Annotated in this window: 15 protein-coding genes; 8 read left to right on the plus strand and 7 right to left on the minus strand. The window is 70.5% G+C overall.

Annotated features, from left to right (window positions below; all coding sequences use genetic code 11):
• The first annotated feature begins 405 nt into the window (after positions 1 to 405).
• A complete protein-coding gene (locus tag WA670_RS24250) occupies positions 406 to 1,365 on the plus strand; it encodes a hypothetical protein (RefSeq protein WP_107051229.1) in 960 nt (319 codons plus the stop codon).
• Positions 1,366 to 1,647: 282 nt separating this feature from the next.
• Positions 1,648 to 2,298 carry an RNA polymerase sigma factor ShbA gene (shbA, locus tag WA670_RS24255; protein ID WP_336158949.1) on the plus strand — a complete coding sequence of 217 codons (651 nt, stop codon included), beginning with the start codon at positions 1,648 to 1,650 and terminating at the stop codon, positions 2,296 to 2,298.
• Between the two features lie 117 nt (positions 2,299 to 2,415).
• Here shbA and WA670_RS24260 read toward each other — a convergent pair whose 3' ends face one another.
• A complete protein-coding gene (locus WA670_RS24260; RefSeq protein WP_009076775.1) occupies positions 2,416 to 2,832 on the minus strand; it encodes an STAS domain-containing protein in 417 nt (138 codons plus the stop codon).
• 258 nt (positions 2,833 to 3,090) lie between these two features.
• Between WA670_RS24260 and WA670_RS24265 the strand changes: the two genes are divergently transcribed.
• Entirely contained in the window at positions 3,091 to 3,798 is a 708-nt protein-coding gene (locus WA670_RS24265; RefSeq protein WP_037819510.1) for a S1 family peptidase, read from the plus strand.
• Positions 3,799 to 3,847: 49 nt separating this feature from the next.
• Here WA670_RS24265 and WA670_RS24270 read toward each other — a convergent pair whose 3' ends face one another.
• The 4 genes from WA670_RS24270 to WA670_RS24285 are packed head-to-tail and all read right to left on the minus strand — an operon-like array spanning position 3,848 to position 9,918.
• Positions 3,848 to 7,045, minus strand: a complete 3,198-nt coding sequence (locus tag WA670_RS24270) for an ATP-binding protein (protein ID WP_336158950.1) — start codon at positions 7,043 to 7,045, stop codon at positions 3,848 to 3,850.
• Positions 7,042 to 7,674 carry a hypothetical protein gene (locus tag WA670_RS24275; RefSeq protein ID WP_238607136.1) on the minus strand — a complete coding sequence of 211 codons (633 nt, stop codon included), beginning with the start codon at positions 7,672 to 7,674 and terminating at the stop codon, positions 7,042 to 7,044. The genes WA670_RS24270 and WA670_RS24275 overlap by 4 nt, the downstream gene beginning before the upstream one ends.
• 60 nt (positions 7,675 to 7,734) lie before the next feature.
• Positions 7,735 to 9,339: a tyrosine-protein kinase family protein gene (locus WA670_RS24280; RefSeq protein WP_336158952.1), complete on the minus strand. Its 1,605-nt coding sequence runs from the start codon at positions 9,337 to 9,339 to the stop codon at positions 7,735 to 7,737.
• A 3-nt stretch (positions 9,340 to 9,342) separates the two neighbouring features.
• Positions 9,343 to 9,918: a TIR domain-containing protein gene (locus tag WA670_RS24285; RefSeq protein WP_336158953.1), complete on the minus strand. Its 576-nt coding sequence runs from the start codon at positions 9,916 to 9,918 to the stop codon at positions 9,343 to 9,345.
• Between the two features lie 180 nt (positions 9,919 to 10,098).
• On the opposite strand from WA670_RS24285, the gene WA670_RS24290 reads away from it, so the two are divergent.
• Positions 10,099 to 11,052, plus strand: a complete 954-nt coding sequence (locus WA670_RS24290; RefSeq protein WP_336158954.1) for an SEFIR domain-containing protein — start codon at positions 10,099 to 10,101, stop codon at positions 11,050 to 11,052.
• A gap of 278 nt (positions 11,053 to 11,330) precedes the next feature.
• Here the strand turns inward: WA670_RS24290 and WA670_RS24295 are convergent, their stop codons facing one another.
• Entirely contained in the window at positions 11,331 to 12,236 is a 906-nt protein-coding gene (locus tag WA670_RS24295) for a serine hydrolase (protein WP_275291823.1), read from the minus strand.
• On the minus strand, positions 12,226 to 13,164 hold the full coding sequence (locus tag WA670_RS24300) for a LysR family transcriptional regulator (protein ID WP_442893128.1): 939 nt from the start codon (positions 13,162 to 13,164) through the stop codon (positions 12,226 to 12,228). Before WA670_RS24300 ends, WA670_RS24295 begins: the two co-directional genes overlap by 11 nt.
• 105 nt (positions 13,165 to 13,269) lie before the next feature.
• On the opposite strand from WA670_RS24300, the gene bla reads away from it, so the two are divergent.
• The 4 genes from bla (at position 13,270) to WA670_RS24320 (ending at position 15,988) form a co-directional block, all read left to right on the plus strand.
• Positions 13,270 to 14,166 carry a class A beta-lactamase gene (gene bla / locus WA670_RS24305; RefSeq protein ID WP_336158956.1) on the plus strand — a complete coding sequence of 299 codons (897 nt, stop codon included), beginning with the start codon at positions 13,270 to 13,272 and terminating at the stop codon, positions 14,164 to 14,166.
• A complete protein-coding gene (locus tag WA670_RS24310; RefSeq protein WP_336158957.1) occupies positions 14,163 to 14,684 on the plus strand; it encodes a D-alanyl-D-alanine carboxypeptidase family protein in 522 nt (173 codons plus the stop codon). The genes bla and WA670_RS24310 overlap by 4 nt, the downstream gene beginning before the upstream one ends.
• Positions 14,685 to 14,822: 138 nt before the next feature.
• Positions 14,823 to 15,587 (plus strand): hypothetical protein, encoded by a 765-nt coding sequence (locus tag WA670_RS24315; RefSeq protein WP_336158958.1) that lies wholly within the window; start codon positions 14,823 to 14,825, stop codon positions 15,585 to 15,587.
• 143 nt (positions 15,588 to 15,730) lie between these two features.
• On the plus strand, positions 15,731 to 15,988 hold the full coding sequence (locus tag WA670_RS24320; protein ID WP_051729747.1) for a hypothetical protein: 258 nt from the start codon (positions 15,731 to 15,733) through the stop codon (positions 15,986 to 15,988).
• Positions 15,989 to 16,018: the final 30 nt, after the last annotated feature.

Here is a 16,018-nt window from a genome sequence, read left to right on the forward strand (position 1 = left end):
CAAGCTCCTTCCGAGGATTTCCGCCTGCCTGATCAGCGGCTTGTCCCGAGAATGCGGGAGCGCGCGGCAATCGGGGAAGGAGTTTCCCGTTTCCACCTTAATCGCGTGAACGGGGAACCGGAGGCAACGCGGCGAAAGGCATTCCGCTCCGATGAGCAGGGTGCCAGCCCCGGTCGCGGGATCGAAAGCGGCGCAGCTGTCCCCGACTGGAACAGTCACCCGCCGTTTCGGGAAGGAGCCATCCGAGCGAATTTCCGCCCCGGATAAACCCGGCCGCACCAGCCGGACGCGGGAATGGGAAATCATTCCGGTCACAGTCCGTGCGCCGGGCCCGGGCGAGGCTGGACATCCGCGCCCGCATTGCGGAACAGTGGCTGCGGGCGGGGAGACGCGAGGGAGGAACGGGTGGAACCGAACGCGGCGGACTTGGTCGCGGAATTGAAAGTGCTCCGGAAGGGGCGCGGCGTTTTCACCACTCCGCTCGGGATTCGGGTCGGCCCGGTCCTGCGCGAGGTGTGCGGGATTCCCGACAACGCGGAAAACGTCGAGATCCGCGACCGGCTCGCGCACGTGCTGGAACCGCTGGCCAAGACGCTCCCGGACGACCTCCGGATCGCCGTGCTCGCGGCGTTCGCGATGCACGAACCGGCACGCAAGCCGTTCTACCAGGAGCGGGTGCACTGGGCCGCGCGCGAGCTCGACCGCGACGACCGCACGATCCGGCGGCGCATCGACGAGGGCATCGAGCACGTCGCGCACCTCGCGCTCGCCGGCCCGCGCGAGGGCGGCGGGCGGCCCGCGCCCGAGGGCAGCTGGCACACCGAACTGCTGCGCGTGTCCCTTGCCCTGGACCAGGAGCGGCCCGAGGTGTTCGAGTTCCGGCGGATCGTCGCCGACGCCGACGACCTCGCCGAACTGGACCTCGCGCTCACCCTCACCACCACGTCCACGGCGTCCGGGCCGGTGCGGGAAAGCGATCTGGACGTCGACGTCTTCCACGGCGGCACGCTGGTCCGCCGCGCGATGGAGTCGAACGACCGGGTCGGGCTGGCGCTGCAGCTGGCCGAACCGTTGCCGCGCGGGAAAACGCACGACCTCGCGCTGCGGTTCCGCGCGGAGTTCCGGCATCCGCACTACGTGTGCGTGCCGCGGCATCCGGTCGACCGGTTCGACCTGCACGTGCGCTTCCCGGCCGCGCCGCCGACCGAAATCGTGCGGCTGGACCGCGTGTTCCAGGACGACGCACGCGATCTGGGCGCGCGCGGCGACGTGGTGAGCCCGGACGGCTCGGGCGAGGTGCACCTGCGGTTCGACCGGCTCGCGCCCGGGTTCGCCTACGGCATCCGGTGGAGCCCGGCCGGCTGAACCTCCCCGGCCGGGCCCGGCGCCGGTCAGTGCGTGATCATCGCGATTCCCCTTCCCGCTCGGGATTTCTCCGACCGCACCGGGATCGGCGCCGCGCCGCGCCGCGCTACCCGCCGGCGGAACCTGTCCAAGATCTGTCCAGGTCCGTGCGGATTCCGTTGCCGCGCAACGGACAGAAGCTGGACAACACCTGCGCGGGCGCAACACCGGCGCCCGGGCGGCCGATTCCCGGATCGAGCGGGCGAGACCACCGCGGCCGCCCGTACGAAAGGAACGACCCCTATGTCCACCGCCACCGTGCCCGAACCGGTCGAAGGCTATGTCCCGCTGTCCGCGCTGCCGCGTCTGTCCGAGCTGGCGCAGCGGCTGGAAACCGTGGTCCGCGCGGCCCGCGACAAGGTCCCCGGCGCGGCTCCGGAACTGCTTGCGCTGCTGAAACCGGTGATCGCGCGCTACTGCCGCGCCCGCATCGGCGGACGCGACCTGTCGTACCTGTCCGCCGACGACGTCGCGCAGGAGGTGTGCATCGCGGTCCTGCAGGCCGTCCCGGGCTACGAGGACCGCGGCGGATCGTTCCTGCACCTGGTGCGCGCGATCGCGGCGAACAAGGTGGCCGACGCGTTCCGCGCGGTGTCGCGCGACCGCTCGCGGCCGGTGTCCGACGTCCCGGAGAACCCCGACCTGGGCGACGGCCCCGAATCGCACACGATGACGGCCGACCTCGGCGCTTCGCTGGGCAGGCTGATGGCCGGGATGCCGAAGCTGCAGCAGGAAATCCTGACGCTGCGCGTCGTCGTCGGCCTCACGTCGGCCGAAACGGCGAAGGCGCTGGGGATGTCGCCGGGCAACGTCCGGGTGACGCAATGCCGCGCGCTGGCGAAACTGCGGGACTCGATCCAGGAGCAGGGACTCGCCGAAGCGCTGCTGGCGTGAACTCGCAACATCGCCGGAACTGGTCCGGACCACTGGAGAAAAAAAATCCCCGAAGTTCACCCGCTCGGGCCACTTCGGCGGCGCGGGCGGGCCCGGAACGCCCGGGTCCGGACCGGCTCAGCCCGCGTCGAGCCGCCGTTTCATCCGGCGCAGGAACGCGATCCGGTCGGTCTCCACGCGGACCGCCGTGCGGTCCGGGTAGATGTCGAACACGCCGGTCATCCCGGTTTCGGCCAGCCTGCGGCCCGCCGCGCCCGAGGGATGCGCGAGCAGCCGCAGCACCACGCCCTCGGCGGCCGCGCGGTCCTGCGCGGCCCGCAGGACGTGCACGCCCGCGTCGCTCAATTCGGTCAGCCCGGTCAGGTCCAGCACCAGCGCCATCGGGCGCTTGGCCAGCGCGAACGTCACCGCCCGCACCACCACCAGCGCGGTGCCGGCGTCGAGTTCCCCCGCCAGCAGCAGCGTGAGCACGTCGAGGTCGTCGTAGCGGTACGACGACTTCAGCCGTGCCGATCCCTGTGAGCCGGCTTCCATCCGCGTGCAGCACTCCCTGTCCAGGCGGGGCCCGTCGCGCCCGCTCGTCCACCCGACACCATTCTGGCCCTCCGGGCACGGTGACCGCGCTCACAGTCCTTGTCGGCGGCTCGTCAACGCGCGCTGGTCCGCTTGTCCCACGACGAAAGTCGGGAACTGAACCGCCCCGACCTTCGGCGGGTTCCGTCATTTACCGACATTCACGACGGTGGGTCAGTACCTGACCACACTCCCCGTACCCACCGGAGATGATCACCAGTGCGAATCGCGCGTACCGCCGCAGTCCTGTCCGGCCTGGCCTTCGCCGCCGTCGCCGCGGCGGCCCCGGCCACCGCCGCCCCCGCCCAGCCCGCCATCATCGACGGCAGCACGGCCGACTCCCTGCACGCCGCCGCCCGGATGTTCGCCGGCGGCCAGGAGCTCTGCTCGGCCACGATCATCGCTCCCGACTGGATCCTCACCGCCCGGCACTGCACGCAGGGCGCGGGCGGCAAGCAGATCACCTTCCACGTCGGCAGCCTCGACCAGACCCAGGGCACCGAGGTCTCCGCGACGTCCGTGCACGACTCCCCCGACGCCGACATCTCGCTGGTCCAGATCGACCAGAAGGTCCAGACCGAGTACGCGCCGCTGGGCACCGCGAGCGACGTCAACGTCGGCGACACCGCGCAGGTCTACGGCTGGGGCGCGACCTGCACCGACCAGCCGGAGATCAACTGCCAGTCGCAGGTGCTGAAGGTGGCGAACGTCCAGGTCACCTCGGTCGACTGCCCGGACGGCGCGGCCGGCGTCTCGGTGTGCGCCAACCGCGGCGACGGCATCACCGCCGGCGGCGACTCCGGCGGCCCGATGTACGCGAACGGCAAGCAGGTCGGCGTCGCCTCCACCAGCGACCGCCAGTCCTACACCGCCTACATCAACGTCACCCAGTACCGCGACTGGATCCAGTCGGTCGCGGGCGTCTGATCGCGGGCGGCCCGGACCCGGACGGATCCCCGGGTCCGGGCCGCTTGTTTCACCCCTCCCCGTCCCTGGCCCGCGCGAGCACCTCCTCGAGCCGCAGCGGGCTCGCCGGGTGGTGGCTCAGGCACAGCGGCGTCGACACCCGCCGGAACCCGAACGCCTCGCCGGACACGTAGAACTGGGCCCGCTCCAACCGCGAGATGTCCGCCACCGGACTCCCCTTCGCCCGCGCCATCTCGTTCGCCGCGGCGATCTGCGCCGGGCTGTTGAGCCGCCCGAAGAACTGCGTCATCGCGTTGCCGGCGATCTGGTTGTGCAGGCCCTTCGGGGCTTGCGTCGCGAACAGCAGCCCCAGCCCGTACTTCCGGGCCTGCGCGGCGAGCACGATCGTGCTGCGCGTGCTCGCGGTGAGCGACCCGGACGCCGCGAGCGTCTGCGCCTCGTCCATCACGAACAGCGCGCCCAGCGGCCGGTCCCCCGCCGGATTCCGCTTGATCCACGCGAACAGCTCCATCTGCAGCTGGTTCACGAAGCTCTGCCGCTGCGCCTCGGCGGGCAGCCCGGCGAAGCTGATCACCGAGATCCGCGCCCGCTTGCCGTCGGCCGGGGTGAGCAGCACCGCCGGGTCGGCCGGGGTGCCGGCTCCGGCGAACAGCGGGTCGTTCACCATCGCCGCCTTGAGCAGCTCCGCGACCTCAGCGGCGATTTTCCGGCCGCCGTTGAGATTCGTGACGCCCTCGGGGAGGTCTTCGAGGACCTCGATCAGCTCCGGCAGGCTCCGCGACCCGGTGCGGGCGTGGTGCACGATCGTCTGCCGCAGCACGGCCAGTCCGATGTCCGCCTTCGCGGTGCTGCCGGTGAGCCGGGCCTGCGGCGCGAGTGCCGCGACCGCCACCTCGACTGCCGCGGAAAACTCGTCCTCGTCGTCGAGCACCCCCGCGAAGTCCGGCAACGGCTCGAACCCGAGCGGCCGCCCGGTGGCGCGGCCCGGCGTCCAGACGACGACGTCGGTTTCCTCGAAGTAGCGCTCGGCGAGCTGGGCGTCTTCCGGACCCCAACCGCTCGGCGGACTCGGCCACGCGTCGCCGAGGCGGGCGAGGTCGTTGTTCGGGTCCAGCACGATGGACGACACGCCGAGCAGCGCGCATTCTTCGATGATCCGGCGCAGGAGCACGGTTTTCCCCGACCCGGAACCGGCGAAGACGGCGGCGTGCTTGCGCAGGGCGGAGAGTTCGATGCGGATGGGTTTGCCGGAACCGGTTTCGGTGCCGAGGGTGAGGGCGCCGTCGGGCGGCGGGTGGGTTCCGTCCGAACGCGGGGCTTGGGCGGTTCCGTTGCGGCTTGAGCGCGGGGTCTGGGTGAAGAGGGAGGGCTGAGCGGCGGGTGCCGGGTGCACGGGTCGCTTATCTGCTGGCAGCGGGGCTGGGCTCGCGGGGCCGCCGGAGCGCACCGCGGCATCAGGGAGGACTCCGGAAAGCAGCTGGGAGCGCCGCGCGGGCCTGCGGTCGATGAGCCATTCGTGGACGTCCGGGCCGCCCTTGGCGAACATCTCGTCCAGCGCCCAGAACGTGCGGACGTCCGCTTCGGACATCTTGAGCCGCTTCCCTCCGGCGGCTTCGAACGCCCGGATCTCGGCCTGCGTCTTTTCCCCTTTGGACCACGAGGAGTTCCGGATCAGGACGAGGTGGCGGTTGTCCGCCCCGGGCCGCAGTCCCGCGGCCGAGCGCGCCTTGCGGAACCGGTTGAGCACCGCGAGCGGATGCCGCACGGAGATCGCCCGGAACGCCCAATGTTCCTCCAGATCGGAATCCTCGTCGAGGGTGTGGGTGAGCCACGCGTGCAGTTCGTCCTCGCTGCCGCGGGCGTCCCACTCCATTTCGTCGTCGCCGACCTCGGTGATCCAGCCGCGCAGCGCGGCCGACAGCAGCCGGGGCATCACCTCGTCTTCCACTTTGTGGTCGAGCAGCGCCGACGGATCCGCGGCCGCGCGCAGCTGCTCGAACCAGGCGTCGAGTTCGGCGAAGCGGTCCGGCTTCGGTTCCGCGCGGGCCGAAAGCACCGGTGGCGCGTCGGTGTCGAAGCTGGTCAGCTCCTGCACCCGTTCCGCGCGGACGCAGGCGTCGATGTGCGCGCCGATCCGCTTCAGCAGTTCGCGCGGGGTGTACTCCTCCCACGGCCCGTCGAACGCGGAAGGCGCGACCGGCCAGGTCGAATGCGGCGGGGTGAAATCCATCGCGGCGTAAGCCACTCCGAGCCGCCGCTCCACCAGCCGCCGTCCGACCTCGGCGTCGAGCACCCGGCCGAGCGTCAGCGTTTCGCGGAAACGGTCCGGAACGGTGTCCGAGGCCTTGTCCTTGATCAGCATCCACGTCGTCGGGAGGCAGGCGAGCACGGTCAACGTCCGCCGGGTGACCTCGCGCAGTTCCATCAGGCCGTCGGCGATCTGGGCGACGAGGAAGTCTTCCTCGCCGCGGTGCCCGATTTCGCGAGCCTGCAACGAAGACCGGGCGATGAGCGTGTCGAGCTGGTCGACCCCGATCACGAGCGGACCGGTGAGCGCGAGCAGCCGCGTGATGTCGTGCACCTGCCCCAGCGCGGACTTCGCCTTCGCCCGGATGCCCCACTTCCGGCGGACGCCGGATTTCGATTCCTCGGAACTGCCGAGGTACTCGTCGCCGATCTCGTTCTGGGTCAGGTCTTCCGCGGCGTACAGCACCAGCGCGCGGGCCGTGTCCGCGCATTCCACGGCGACCTGGCGGTCGAGCTTGCGCAGCCCCAGCACGAACGCGTCGAGGTGCGCGCGAGTCAGCGCGCCCGTGCCCAGCAACGCCGAGGTCGCTTCCCAAGACACGTCGCCGCGTTCGCAGACCCGGCGCACGAAACTGCGCAGCTGCGTCTCCCCGGAGTCGTCGGTGCGCAGCAGGCCGCGGCGCAACGCGTCGGCCGTGTTCTCCCAGAACGCGTCGCCCGCGGTGAGGTCGTCGAGGAAGAAGTACCCGCCCGCGCGGTGCGCCGCCCGCCGGACCATCCCGAGGAGATGGGTCTTGCCGACGCCCTTCATCCCCTGCATGACCAGGCCGATCGGGCTCGGCCCGTCGCTCGCCGCCGCGTCGCGGATGCCGACGTCGATCGCGGCGATCACGTCCGCGTGCAGCCCGTCGACGTGGTACGGCGAATCGCGCCACACGTGGTCGGGCGTGTCCGCCCAGTCGAACCGCAAAGTCGCCAGCACGGCCAGATGTTCGATCATGACGCCTCGATGGACAGCATGTGGTTCTCTTCACCGCCGATGCGCACAGCCGCCGCCCGGTCCGCCGCGGTCAGCACCTTGCGGTTGGATTCCGGCACCAGTTTCGCTTGCCCGGTACGGCTCAGCTCCTTGAGCACCGCGTCGACCTCGGCGGTCTCGGCGTCGCCGAGCGACGACCGCAGATCGGCCAGCCCGACCCAGCCCCGGGGCTCGCGAGCGAGTTCGCGGTAGGCCTTGACGATCATTTCCTTGAGGTTGACCGCCTGCGGCGCGTTGCCCTCCGCGCCGCCGAAAACCTCCTTGAGCGAAACGTTGTGCAGCCGCAGGTACTCGAAGAACTTGTTCAGCGCCAGGTAAGCCACCACGGTCAGCGTGCTCCGCACCGGTTGCGGCGGGGACAGCGCGGCCAGTTCCTCCGCGCACCAGTCCCAGCCGGCGTCGGTGAGCTGATGCGCGAACGCGCGGCCGGATTTCCTGCTGCTGACGTAGCGCTGGTTGAGCTTGACCCGGTCCTTCCCGTCGAGCGCGAAGCCCGCGGCGTCTCGTAGTTCCGGGTTCGTCATCTCCTTGCCGTGCACCATCAGCGCGATCATCGCCGCGGACTGCTTGTGGCTCAGTCGTTCGTGCATCCGCCGTCCTTCCTCGGGGCATCCCGGCCGCGGGCGCGGGCGGGTGTCTGGCTGGTGCGGCTAGTTGCCGTTCACCCGCACGTCGAGCACTTGCTGGGCCCACGCCAGGGCCTTCTGGACCGGCACTGGCGGCGGTATCGCGCCGTTGTCGTGGCGCGGGCGCAGCACCACAGCCAGGTCCGCGCCGAGCTCCTGCGCGCGCACGCTGTCCCCGGCTCCGACGACGGCGGGCAGTTCGCTGGCGAACTCGCCCACGAGGTCCCACAGTTCCGGACGCAGCCGGACGTGTTCGGCTTGCCGCAGCAGGGAAACCAGGTCCGCTTGGCCGGTGTCGACCAGGGCCCGCCCGGCGCCGATCTCGTCGGCGAGGCTCCGCGCGACCTTCGCCGGGCCGTTCAGCGCGCTGAGGCGCAGATGCCGCAGGTTGCCGAGGTAGCCGGACAGCTCGCGCGAGTCGGTTCCCTCGGTGAGCACCGGGATCAGCCTGCGGTCCTGGCCGAGCGTGCGGTGCAGGAACAACTCGACCTCCGCCAGCTGCCACCGGCTCGCCTTGCCGTCGATCACCAGGCACAGGTGCCGGGCGTCGGTTTCCGCGCGGCCGAGCCAAGAACGGTCGCCCGACAGCGAACGGCCCACCCGGATGCCGAGAGTCTCCAGTTCCGCCACCAGCTCCCGGGAAACTTCGAGGTTCGACCGGGGCATGCTGACCTGGATGTCGTAGGCGAAACTCTGCGTCCGGGTGCGCACCGCGGCCACGTACGCGTCGCGGTTTTCGGCCAGCAGTTCGGTCCGGTCGAAGGAATGCGCGATCACCGCGGCGACGGTCTCGAGCGCGAACCCGATCTGGTCCGCACCCGGGCTTTTCTCCAGCAGCACCGGAAGTTGCTCGCCGAAGGTCCAGTACGAGACGTAAGGCAAGGTGAGGTGGCGCGCGATCACCGCGGGCGGAACGTCCTGGTCAAGCCAGCTGTCGAACAGGCTCCGCGTCTCCTTCAGGCAGATCTCCCGCCAGCTTTCCGACCGGTCGTACTCCTCGCGCGTGTCGAACCGCGAAAGCACCGGCAGCACGGGAAGCTGCGGACGGTCGTACGGCAGGGCGTTCCGCGCGACATTCGCCCGGCGCGCGACGTCGACCGCGCCGCGCACGCTCTGCATGTTCGCGGTGTAGAGGACGACCAGCCGGTCCGGCAGGTGCGCGGTGCAGATGCTGCCGACGTCGGAGATTCCCGTGCGGCTGTCGAGCAGGACGTAGTCGTACTCCGAGGTCCAGGCTTCCCGGCAGCGTTCGAGATACTCGCCGAATTCCTCGTCGTACAGGCCTTCCCAGTCGATTCCCTGCACCTGTCCCGGATACTCGGGGCCTTCGCCGCCCGCGGCGAGAAAGTCCAGCGCGCCGGGCACGTTGTCCAGGCGGACCGGGAGGACGTGCCGGTTCGGCCGGACGGTGCCCGCCCGGAAATCGGCGACGAGATCGACTACGCCGCCTTGCGGATCGTGGTCCAGCTTCGGCCGGAAGTACTCGTGCAGACCCGGTGCTTCGAGGTCCCAGTCGATGCACAGCACGCGGTGTCCCCAGCGGGCCAGCAGCACCGCGATGTTGGCCAGCGTGAAGCTGCGGCCGACGCCGCCCTTGTAGGAATAGAAAGTGATCACGACGCCCGTCATCGCTCAGAGCCTCGGGAACCGGGAAGCGGGCGGGACGTCCGGCCGCGGAGTCAGCACCGGCCAGTCCGGCCGCCACGCCGGGGCGGCGCTGAGCAGTTCTTCGATCTCGGTCGCGATGCGGTTCATCTCGTCGTGGAAACCGATGTATTTGGCCGAGACCTGGAATTGCTCGTACGGATGATTCCACTCGGTCAGGTTCTTCATCCGGCGCTGGTGCGCGTACGGCGGGAAGTTTTTCGAATCGCAGTAGATGACCGGGTAGATCAGGGTCGCCGGGCGGTCCCGTCCGGCGAGTTCTTCGCGGCGTTCCATCGAGGCCCATTCGGCGAGGCACCACTCGTTGTAGAAGTACTTCGGCGAGCACACCGGGACCAGGATCCTGGTGTGCCGCAACGCGGAGCGCAGTTCGTCCGGCCACTTGCCGCCGACCTGCACCGACCCGTCGAAGAACACCTGGACGTCCCGGTCGAGGTTGCCGTCGAGCAGTTCGCACAGCCGCGGGTGGAAATGGTTGCGGACCCATTTGGAGATGGCCTCGGCGCGCCGTTCGTAACTGATGAAAACGTCGTAGTGGTACACCTGGGCAGCGCTCCCCGTCGATTTCCGCGTCCTGGCGATCCCGTCCTCGGACCACGACGATACCTTTGGCGAAGACCCCGGCAAGGGACAGATTCTGGACACTTTGTGGCCGAAAACCCGCTGCCGCCGGCCGGACCCGAGACTGGACCGGTCGCTGCCGCCGGAAATTCGAGGAGCCCGATGTCCGCCCCCGCCGCACCCCGGATCTTCATCAGCTACGCCCACGACACCGCCGCCGAGCACTACCGGCAGGTCGGGACCTTCGCCACCTTCCTCCGCGCCAAGATCGGCCTCGACGTCCGGCTGGACCAATGGGACGACGCCTCCCGGATCGACTGGTCGGCCTGGGCGATCCGGAACATCCACGCCGCCGATTTCGTGCTGGTGATCGCCTCGCCGAACTACCGGCGGCGCGCGGACGGCGAGGCGCCCTTCGACGAGGGCCGCGGCTCCCAGTTCGAGGCGCGGATCATGCGCGACGCGCTCACCCGCGACCTGGAGCGCGAGACCAGCCGCATCCTGCCGGTGGTGCTGCCCGGCGCTTCGGTCGAAGACATCCCGGCGTTTCTCACCCCGTATTCCACCACGCATTTCCGGATTCCCGAATTCACCGACGACGGCGTCGCCGGGCTGATCTCCGCGATCACCGGGCGCAGCCAGAATGAACGTCCGGTGCGCGGGATCTGGCGCGGAGCAACGGATTCCGCGCCAGGGCCGGTACTGGCGACCGAACTGCCGTGGCGCGACAAGAGCGCGGACATCACCGCGGGCTCAGCGCGGATCGACGGGATCAGCTACGAGCACAGCGTCGTTTTCCGCACCGCCGGGCCGACTTCCGGGGCGTGGGCGTTCGCGGAAATCGACCTCAGCGGCTCCTACGCGCATTTCACCGCGGTCGCCGGAGTGCTCGACGACGCCGAGGACGCGGATTTCCAGATCGGGCAGTTCTGCGTCCGGCTCGACGGCGAAATCCGGCACCTCGACCATTCCGCGTCCGGCAGTCCGCGGCACACCGAACTCGACGTCACCGGCGTCCGGCGGCTGCGGCTCGAGATCCGCCGTCCCGCGGCGGGCCCGGCTGCCCGCACCACCCGCCCGGCCGCGCTGGCCTGGGGAAACCCGACACTGCGCTAGGCGCGCGTTTCCTGCTTTCGAGGAAACAGGAAACGCCTTGTCCGCACCCGTTCCCGGATCGCATTCTGGGTGCACGCCGCTCGTTCCGGGCGGTTCGCCGAGAATCACGGAAAGCCGATCAGCCGCGAAAGAGCACTATTTCGCGGCCGGGGTTTTCCGTGCCTGGATCCGGGAGGGAGGTGCGGGAAAATGCAGACGCACGGAATCGTTCTCATCCTCACGCTGCTGGGCCTGGCCTGACGCGGAACGGCCGGATTCGCCGCGAGGGCGGATCCGGCCTATCCGCGGGCCCGCAGGTGGTCCCGCAACGCCCGCGCGACCCGCGCCATCAAGATCTCCGCTTCCGGCTGGATCGCCGCGGGCACCCGGGATTCGGTGAGCGCGGCGACCGCGAACGCCTGGCCGTCCGAGTGCTCCACCACCCCGATCTCGTGCCGCAGGTTCACCAGCGTCCCGGTTTTCGAGGACCACTTCGCGGAATCGGACGCGAAATCCGGGGCCAGCCGTTGGCGCAGCAGGTTTTCGCCCATCAGCTGCCGCACCCGCGCGGACACGTCCGGGTCGATTTTCGACGGGGTCCACAACGCGGTCAGCAAATCGGTGAACGCGCGCGCCGAACCGGAACTCGCACGCGAAACGTCCAGCTGCCGCACCGGATGTCCCTGTCCCTCGGTCACCGCGCCGATCGCCAGCGAATGCGCGAGGTGCACCTCGGCCGCGCCGAACCGTTCCACCGGCGTGTCGCTCAGCTCGCTCAGCGAATGCCGCACCGAGATGCCGGTGATGCCCCAGTCCCGCACCGTCCGGGTGACCTCCGCGGGCGAGGTGAGCGCGAACAGTTCGTCGGCCGCCGCGCTGTCGCTGATCGCGGAGGCCAGGTACATCAGGTCCTCGACCGAAACCCGCGCCGGATGCCGGAACCGCGCCAGGCCGGTCGGCCCCGCGCTCTCGGCACGCCCGGGCTCGACCTCCACCTGCCGCGCGCCGTCCAGTTCGCCGCGCCGGATCCGGTCCTGCGTCACCGCGACGAGGGGGACCTTGACCAGCGACGCGGTCGCGAACTCCAGGTCGGGCTCGATCCCGATCTCGCGGCCGGACCCGAGATCGCGGACGAGGAACGAGCCTCGCAGCCCGCCCTCGTCGAGTTCGTCCCGCAGCCGTGCCAGCAGCGCCTCAGTGTTCACGGCGCCAGTCTGCCGCACCGCCCGCGCCAGGACGGCGAGCGCGCTCCCCCGTCGCGACCTCCGCCCCCAGGCACCGCGCGATCGCGGCACGCAACGGCGTCCGCACCCGGTCGACGTCGTCGCCCAGCCCCGCCGCCACGTCGTACCCCCGCGCGAGCCGCACACCGCCCACCGGACGCCACGCCAGTCCCAGTTCCCGCGCCTGGTCCGCCGAGCACAACAGCAGATCCGCCGACCCGATCACGCTCGCCGCGGCCGTCGTCAGCGTCCCGGCGACCTCGACCTGCGCGGGCAGCAGCCCGGCCGCGTCGCGGGCGCGGAACACGCGGTCGCGGACATGCGGCACGTCGTCCTCCGGCTGCACCCACACCCGGCGGCGCGCCCCGCGAGACCGGCCCGCGCGCAGGGTTTCCAGGTGCACCACGGCTTCGTCCGGCTCGGCCTCGCTCGCCAGCCCGAGCGGCACCGTCCACACCCCGTCCTCCGGCGGCACCGCCACGAGTGCGGCCCGCACCTCCTGAGTCCGCACCAGTTCGGCCCGCTCGGCCGGCCCGGCGACGCGGAACTCCAGGAAGACCTCCACCGTCCGCGCTTGCGCCTCGAGTTCGGCGAGGTCGCGGGTGGTCGACGTGTCCGGGACCGCCAGCCGCAACGGCCGCCGACGCGCGCGCTGGGCGTCCGATTCCATCGCCTCGGCGAGCCGGACCAGGCGTTGCGCGGACGGCAGCAGGTCCCGGCCGAACGGCGTGAGCCGCGCCCGCCGCGTCGACCGGTCGAACAGCCGCTCCCCCAGGTGCTTCTCGAGCGCGGCGATCCGGCGGCTCGCCACCGGCTGCGGGATCCGCGCGACCGCCGCGCCGCCGGTGAAGCTCCCCGCTTCGGTCACGCTCACGAACGCTTTGCAGCAGCCGACCAAGTCCACGACCAGAGCTTATGCCAGATTCGCATCATGTCGCACGGAAGTGTCTTGGACCGCATGAACCGGACGCGGGCACGCTGCTGGGGAGTTGATCGACTTCGGAGGGAGAACCCCGTGTTCCGCAGGCTGACCCTGGCCGCGTTCGCATTGGTCGCGCTAGCCTCATGTGCCACACCAGCACCACCGGACGCCCCGGCGAGTTCCGCGCAGTCCGCCGCGCCGGCGGCGGCCAAGACGGTCGCGCAGCCGGATTTCGCCGCGCTGGAGAAGGCTTTCGGCGCCCGGCTCGGCGTCTACGCGATCGACACCGGCGACGGCCGCGAGGTCGCCTATCACGCGGACGACCGGTTTGCCTACGCTTCCACGCACAAGGTGTTCAACGCGGCAGCGATCCTGCACCGCGGGGATGATCTGACCCGCACGGTCACGATTCGGCAAAGCGATCTCGTGCCCAATTCCCCGATTACGGAGAAGCACATCGGGGAGCAAATGTCGTTACAGAGCGTCCTCGACGCTGCGCTGCGTTACAGCGACAACACGGCGGATAACCTCATGTTCCGCGAAATCGGGGGTCCCGCCGGGCTGGCTGCAGAGCTGCGCCGGCTGGAGGATACGGTCACCCACGTGGACCGCATCGAGCCCGCTCTCAACGAGACGAGCCCTGGTGACGTCCGGGACACGACCACCCCGCGCGTCTGGGCCAAGGACCTGCGCGCCGTCGCGCTCGACTCGGGACTCCCGGCGGACAAACAGGCCGTGCTGACCAAGATCATGCGCGCCAACACCACCGGCGCGCACGTGATCCGCGCCGGCGTGCCCGCGGACTGGCAGGTCGCGGACAAGACCGGGTCCGCCGATTACGGCACGCGCAACGACATCGCCGTGCTCTGGCCGCCGCACCGCGCGCCGATCGTGCTCGCCGTGCTGTCCGATCGCCCGCAGAAGGACGCGAGGACCGACGACAAGCTGATCGCGCAGGCCGCCGCCGCGGTCGTGAAGGCGTTGCAGTGACCGGAATCTACCGAGTGGTCACCCACGTGCTCGCGGTGCTTTTCGTGCCGGTCGCGTGGGTGGTCGCGCGGGGCCGGGCACGGCACGTCGCGTGCCAGTGGGCGCTGGGGGCCCGCTATCCGGCCGAAAACCTCGCCGGGCTCACCCCCGGCACGCACGCCGCGTTCACCGCGGCGCGCACCGAAGCGTTGTGGCGGCACGGAATCCTGCTCGGCCTGACTTCCGGTCACCGGGACGCGGCGACGCAGGCCGACCTGTTCCACGCCGAAGTCCAGCGCGCCGGTTCGCACGAACTCGCCCTGCACCTCACGCTCCCGCCCGCGCAATCGCAGCACGTGCGGGGCGTCGCGCTCGACGTGCGGCCCTACGAAGGCGCGCAGTGGCTCGAAGTCCACGGCGGACGGTTCGGCCTGTACCGCGTGTACGACAACGAATGGTGGCATTTCGAGTACCACCCGGACGGCCGCCCGCAGCGGCTGCCGCATCCCGGTTTCGCCGCCACCCGCGCCGCCAGCTGAACCTGGTTCGTCCACTGTGGACCAGGCCGTGAGTCACGGATATGTGACGAAACCGGACAAGCGGTAACGAAAGCCTGAGCCGGGCGAATAACCGGATGTGCCCGGGGGCGTCCTGGGCCTGTCCCGAACGGAAACCGCATGATTCGCCCGGTCTCGAACCGTCTCCTCCTGCACTGGGGCGCCGTAGCGGCCGCCGCCGCGCTCGCGTGCACCGCCTGCTCCGGCTCCGGCTCCGGCGGGAACGCCGCCCCGCCGCCCGCCGCCGGCGCTGCCGCGAGTTCGCCCGCCGCGCCCGCCTCGCCGTCCGCCGCCGCGCCCGACGCCGCCACCGTCGGCGCGACCGTCAAGGCCGCGATGAAGAAGTCGACCGCGGTCCACGTCAAGGGCACGAAGAGCGAAGACGGCAAGATGAAGGTCGACATGCAGTTCAACAAGGACAGCGTGAGCGGCTCGATCGAGAAGGACGGCGTCGAGGTGCCGGTGCTGCGCGTCGGCGAGAAGGTCTGGATGCGGTTCAGCAAGTCGCTGGTCAAGGAGACCGGGATGCCCGCCGAGGCCGCGGCGATGGTGAACGACAAGTGGGTGTCGCTCGACTCCCCGCTCGCCCAGGGCATGGGCGAGGTCTTCAAGCTGTTCATGGACTTCGACGTCTTCATCGGCTCCATGGCCGACGACGTCGACAAGCCCGGCTACTCCGCGGCCGAGCCCGCCGACGTGGCGGGAACCCCGGCGCTGCGCTACAAGAACGGCAGCCGGACGATCTTCCTCGAAGCCGAGGGCTCCCACCGCCTGCTGCGGCTCGAGTCCCCCTCGGAAGGCACGATGGAATTCAGCGGCTGGGACCAGCCCGTCCCGGCCCAGGCCCCGCCGGCCGCCGAGATCTACTCCGGCCCCGGCTCCTGACCGGACGGCCTCGCGTTCCCGCGCCGTTCGGGAGCGCGGGGCCTTGCGTCCACTGTGGACCGCAGCGTCACGAATCCGCTTTGGGCCGAGATAAGCCGTAACGGACCGCCGACCCGCTCGACCCCGCGGCCATCAAGGCGGCGATGAAGAAATCGACCGCGGTCCACGTCAAGGGCACGGTCAACAGCGGCGGCGACATCAAGATCGACCTGCAGCTCAACAAGGACAGCGTCAGCGGCTCGATCGAGAAGGACGGCGTCGAGGTCCCCGTGCTGCGCGTCGGCGACAAGATCTGGATGCGGTTCAGCAAGTCGCTCACCAAGAAGGCCGGACTGCCCGCCGAGGCCGCCGCGATGGTGAACGACAAGTGGGTGTCGCTCGACTCCGGTCCCGGTTCCTGACGAGACAGCCTCGCGTCCACTGTGGACCAC

Origin of the sequence: Amycolatopsis sp. VC5-11, from assembly GCF_037034185.1 — a bacterium.
Classification (GTDB): domain Bacteria; phylum Actinomycetota; class Actinomycetes; order Mycobacteriales; family Pseudonocardiaceae; genus Amycolatopsis; species Amycolatopsis nivea.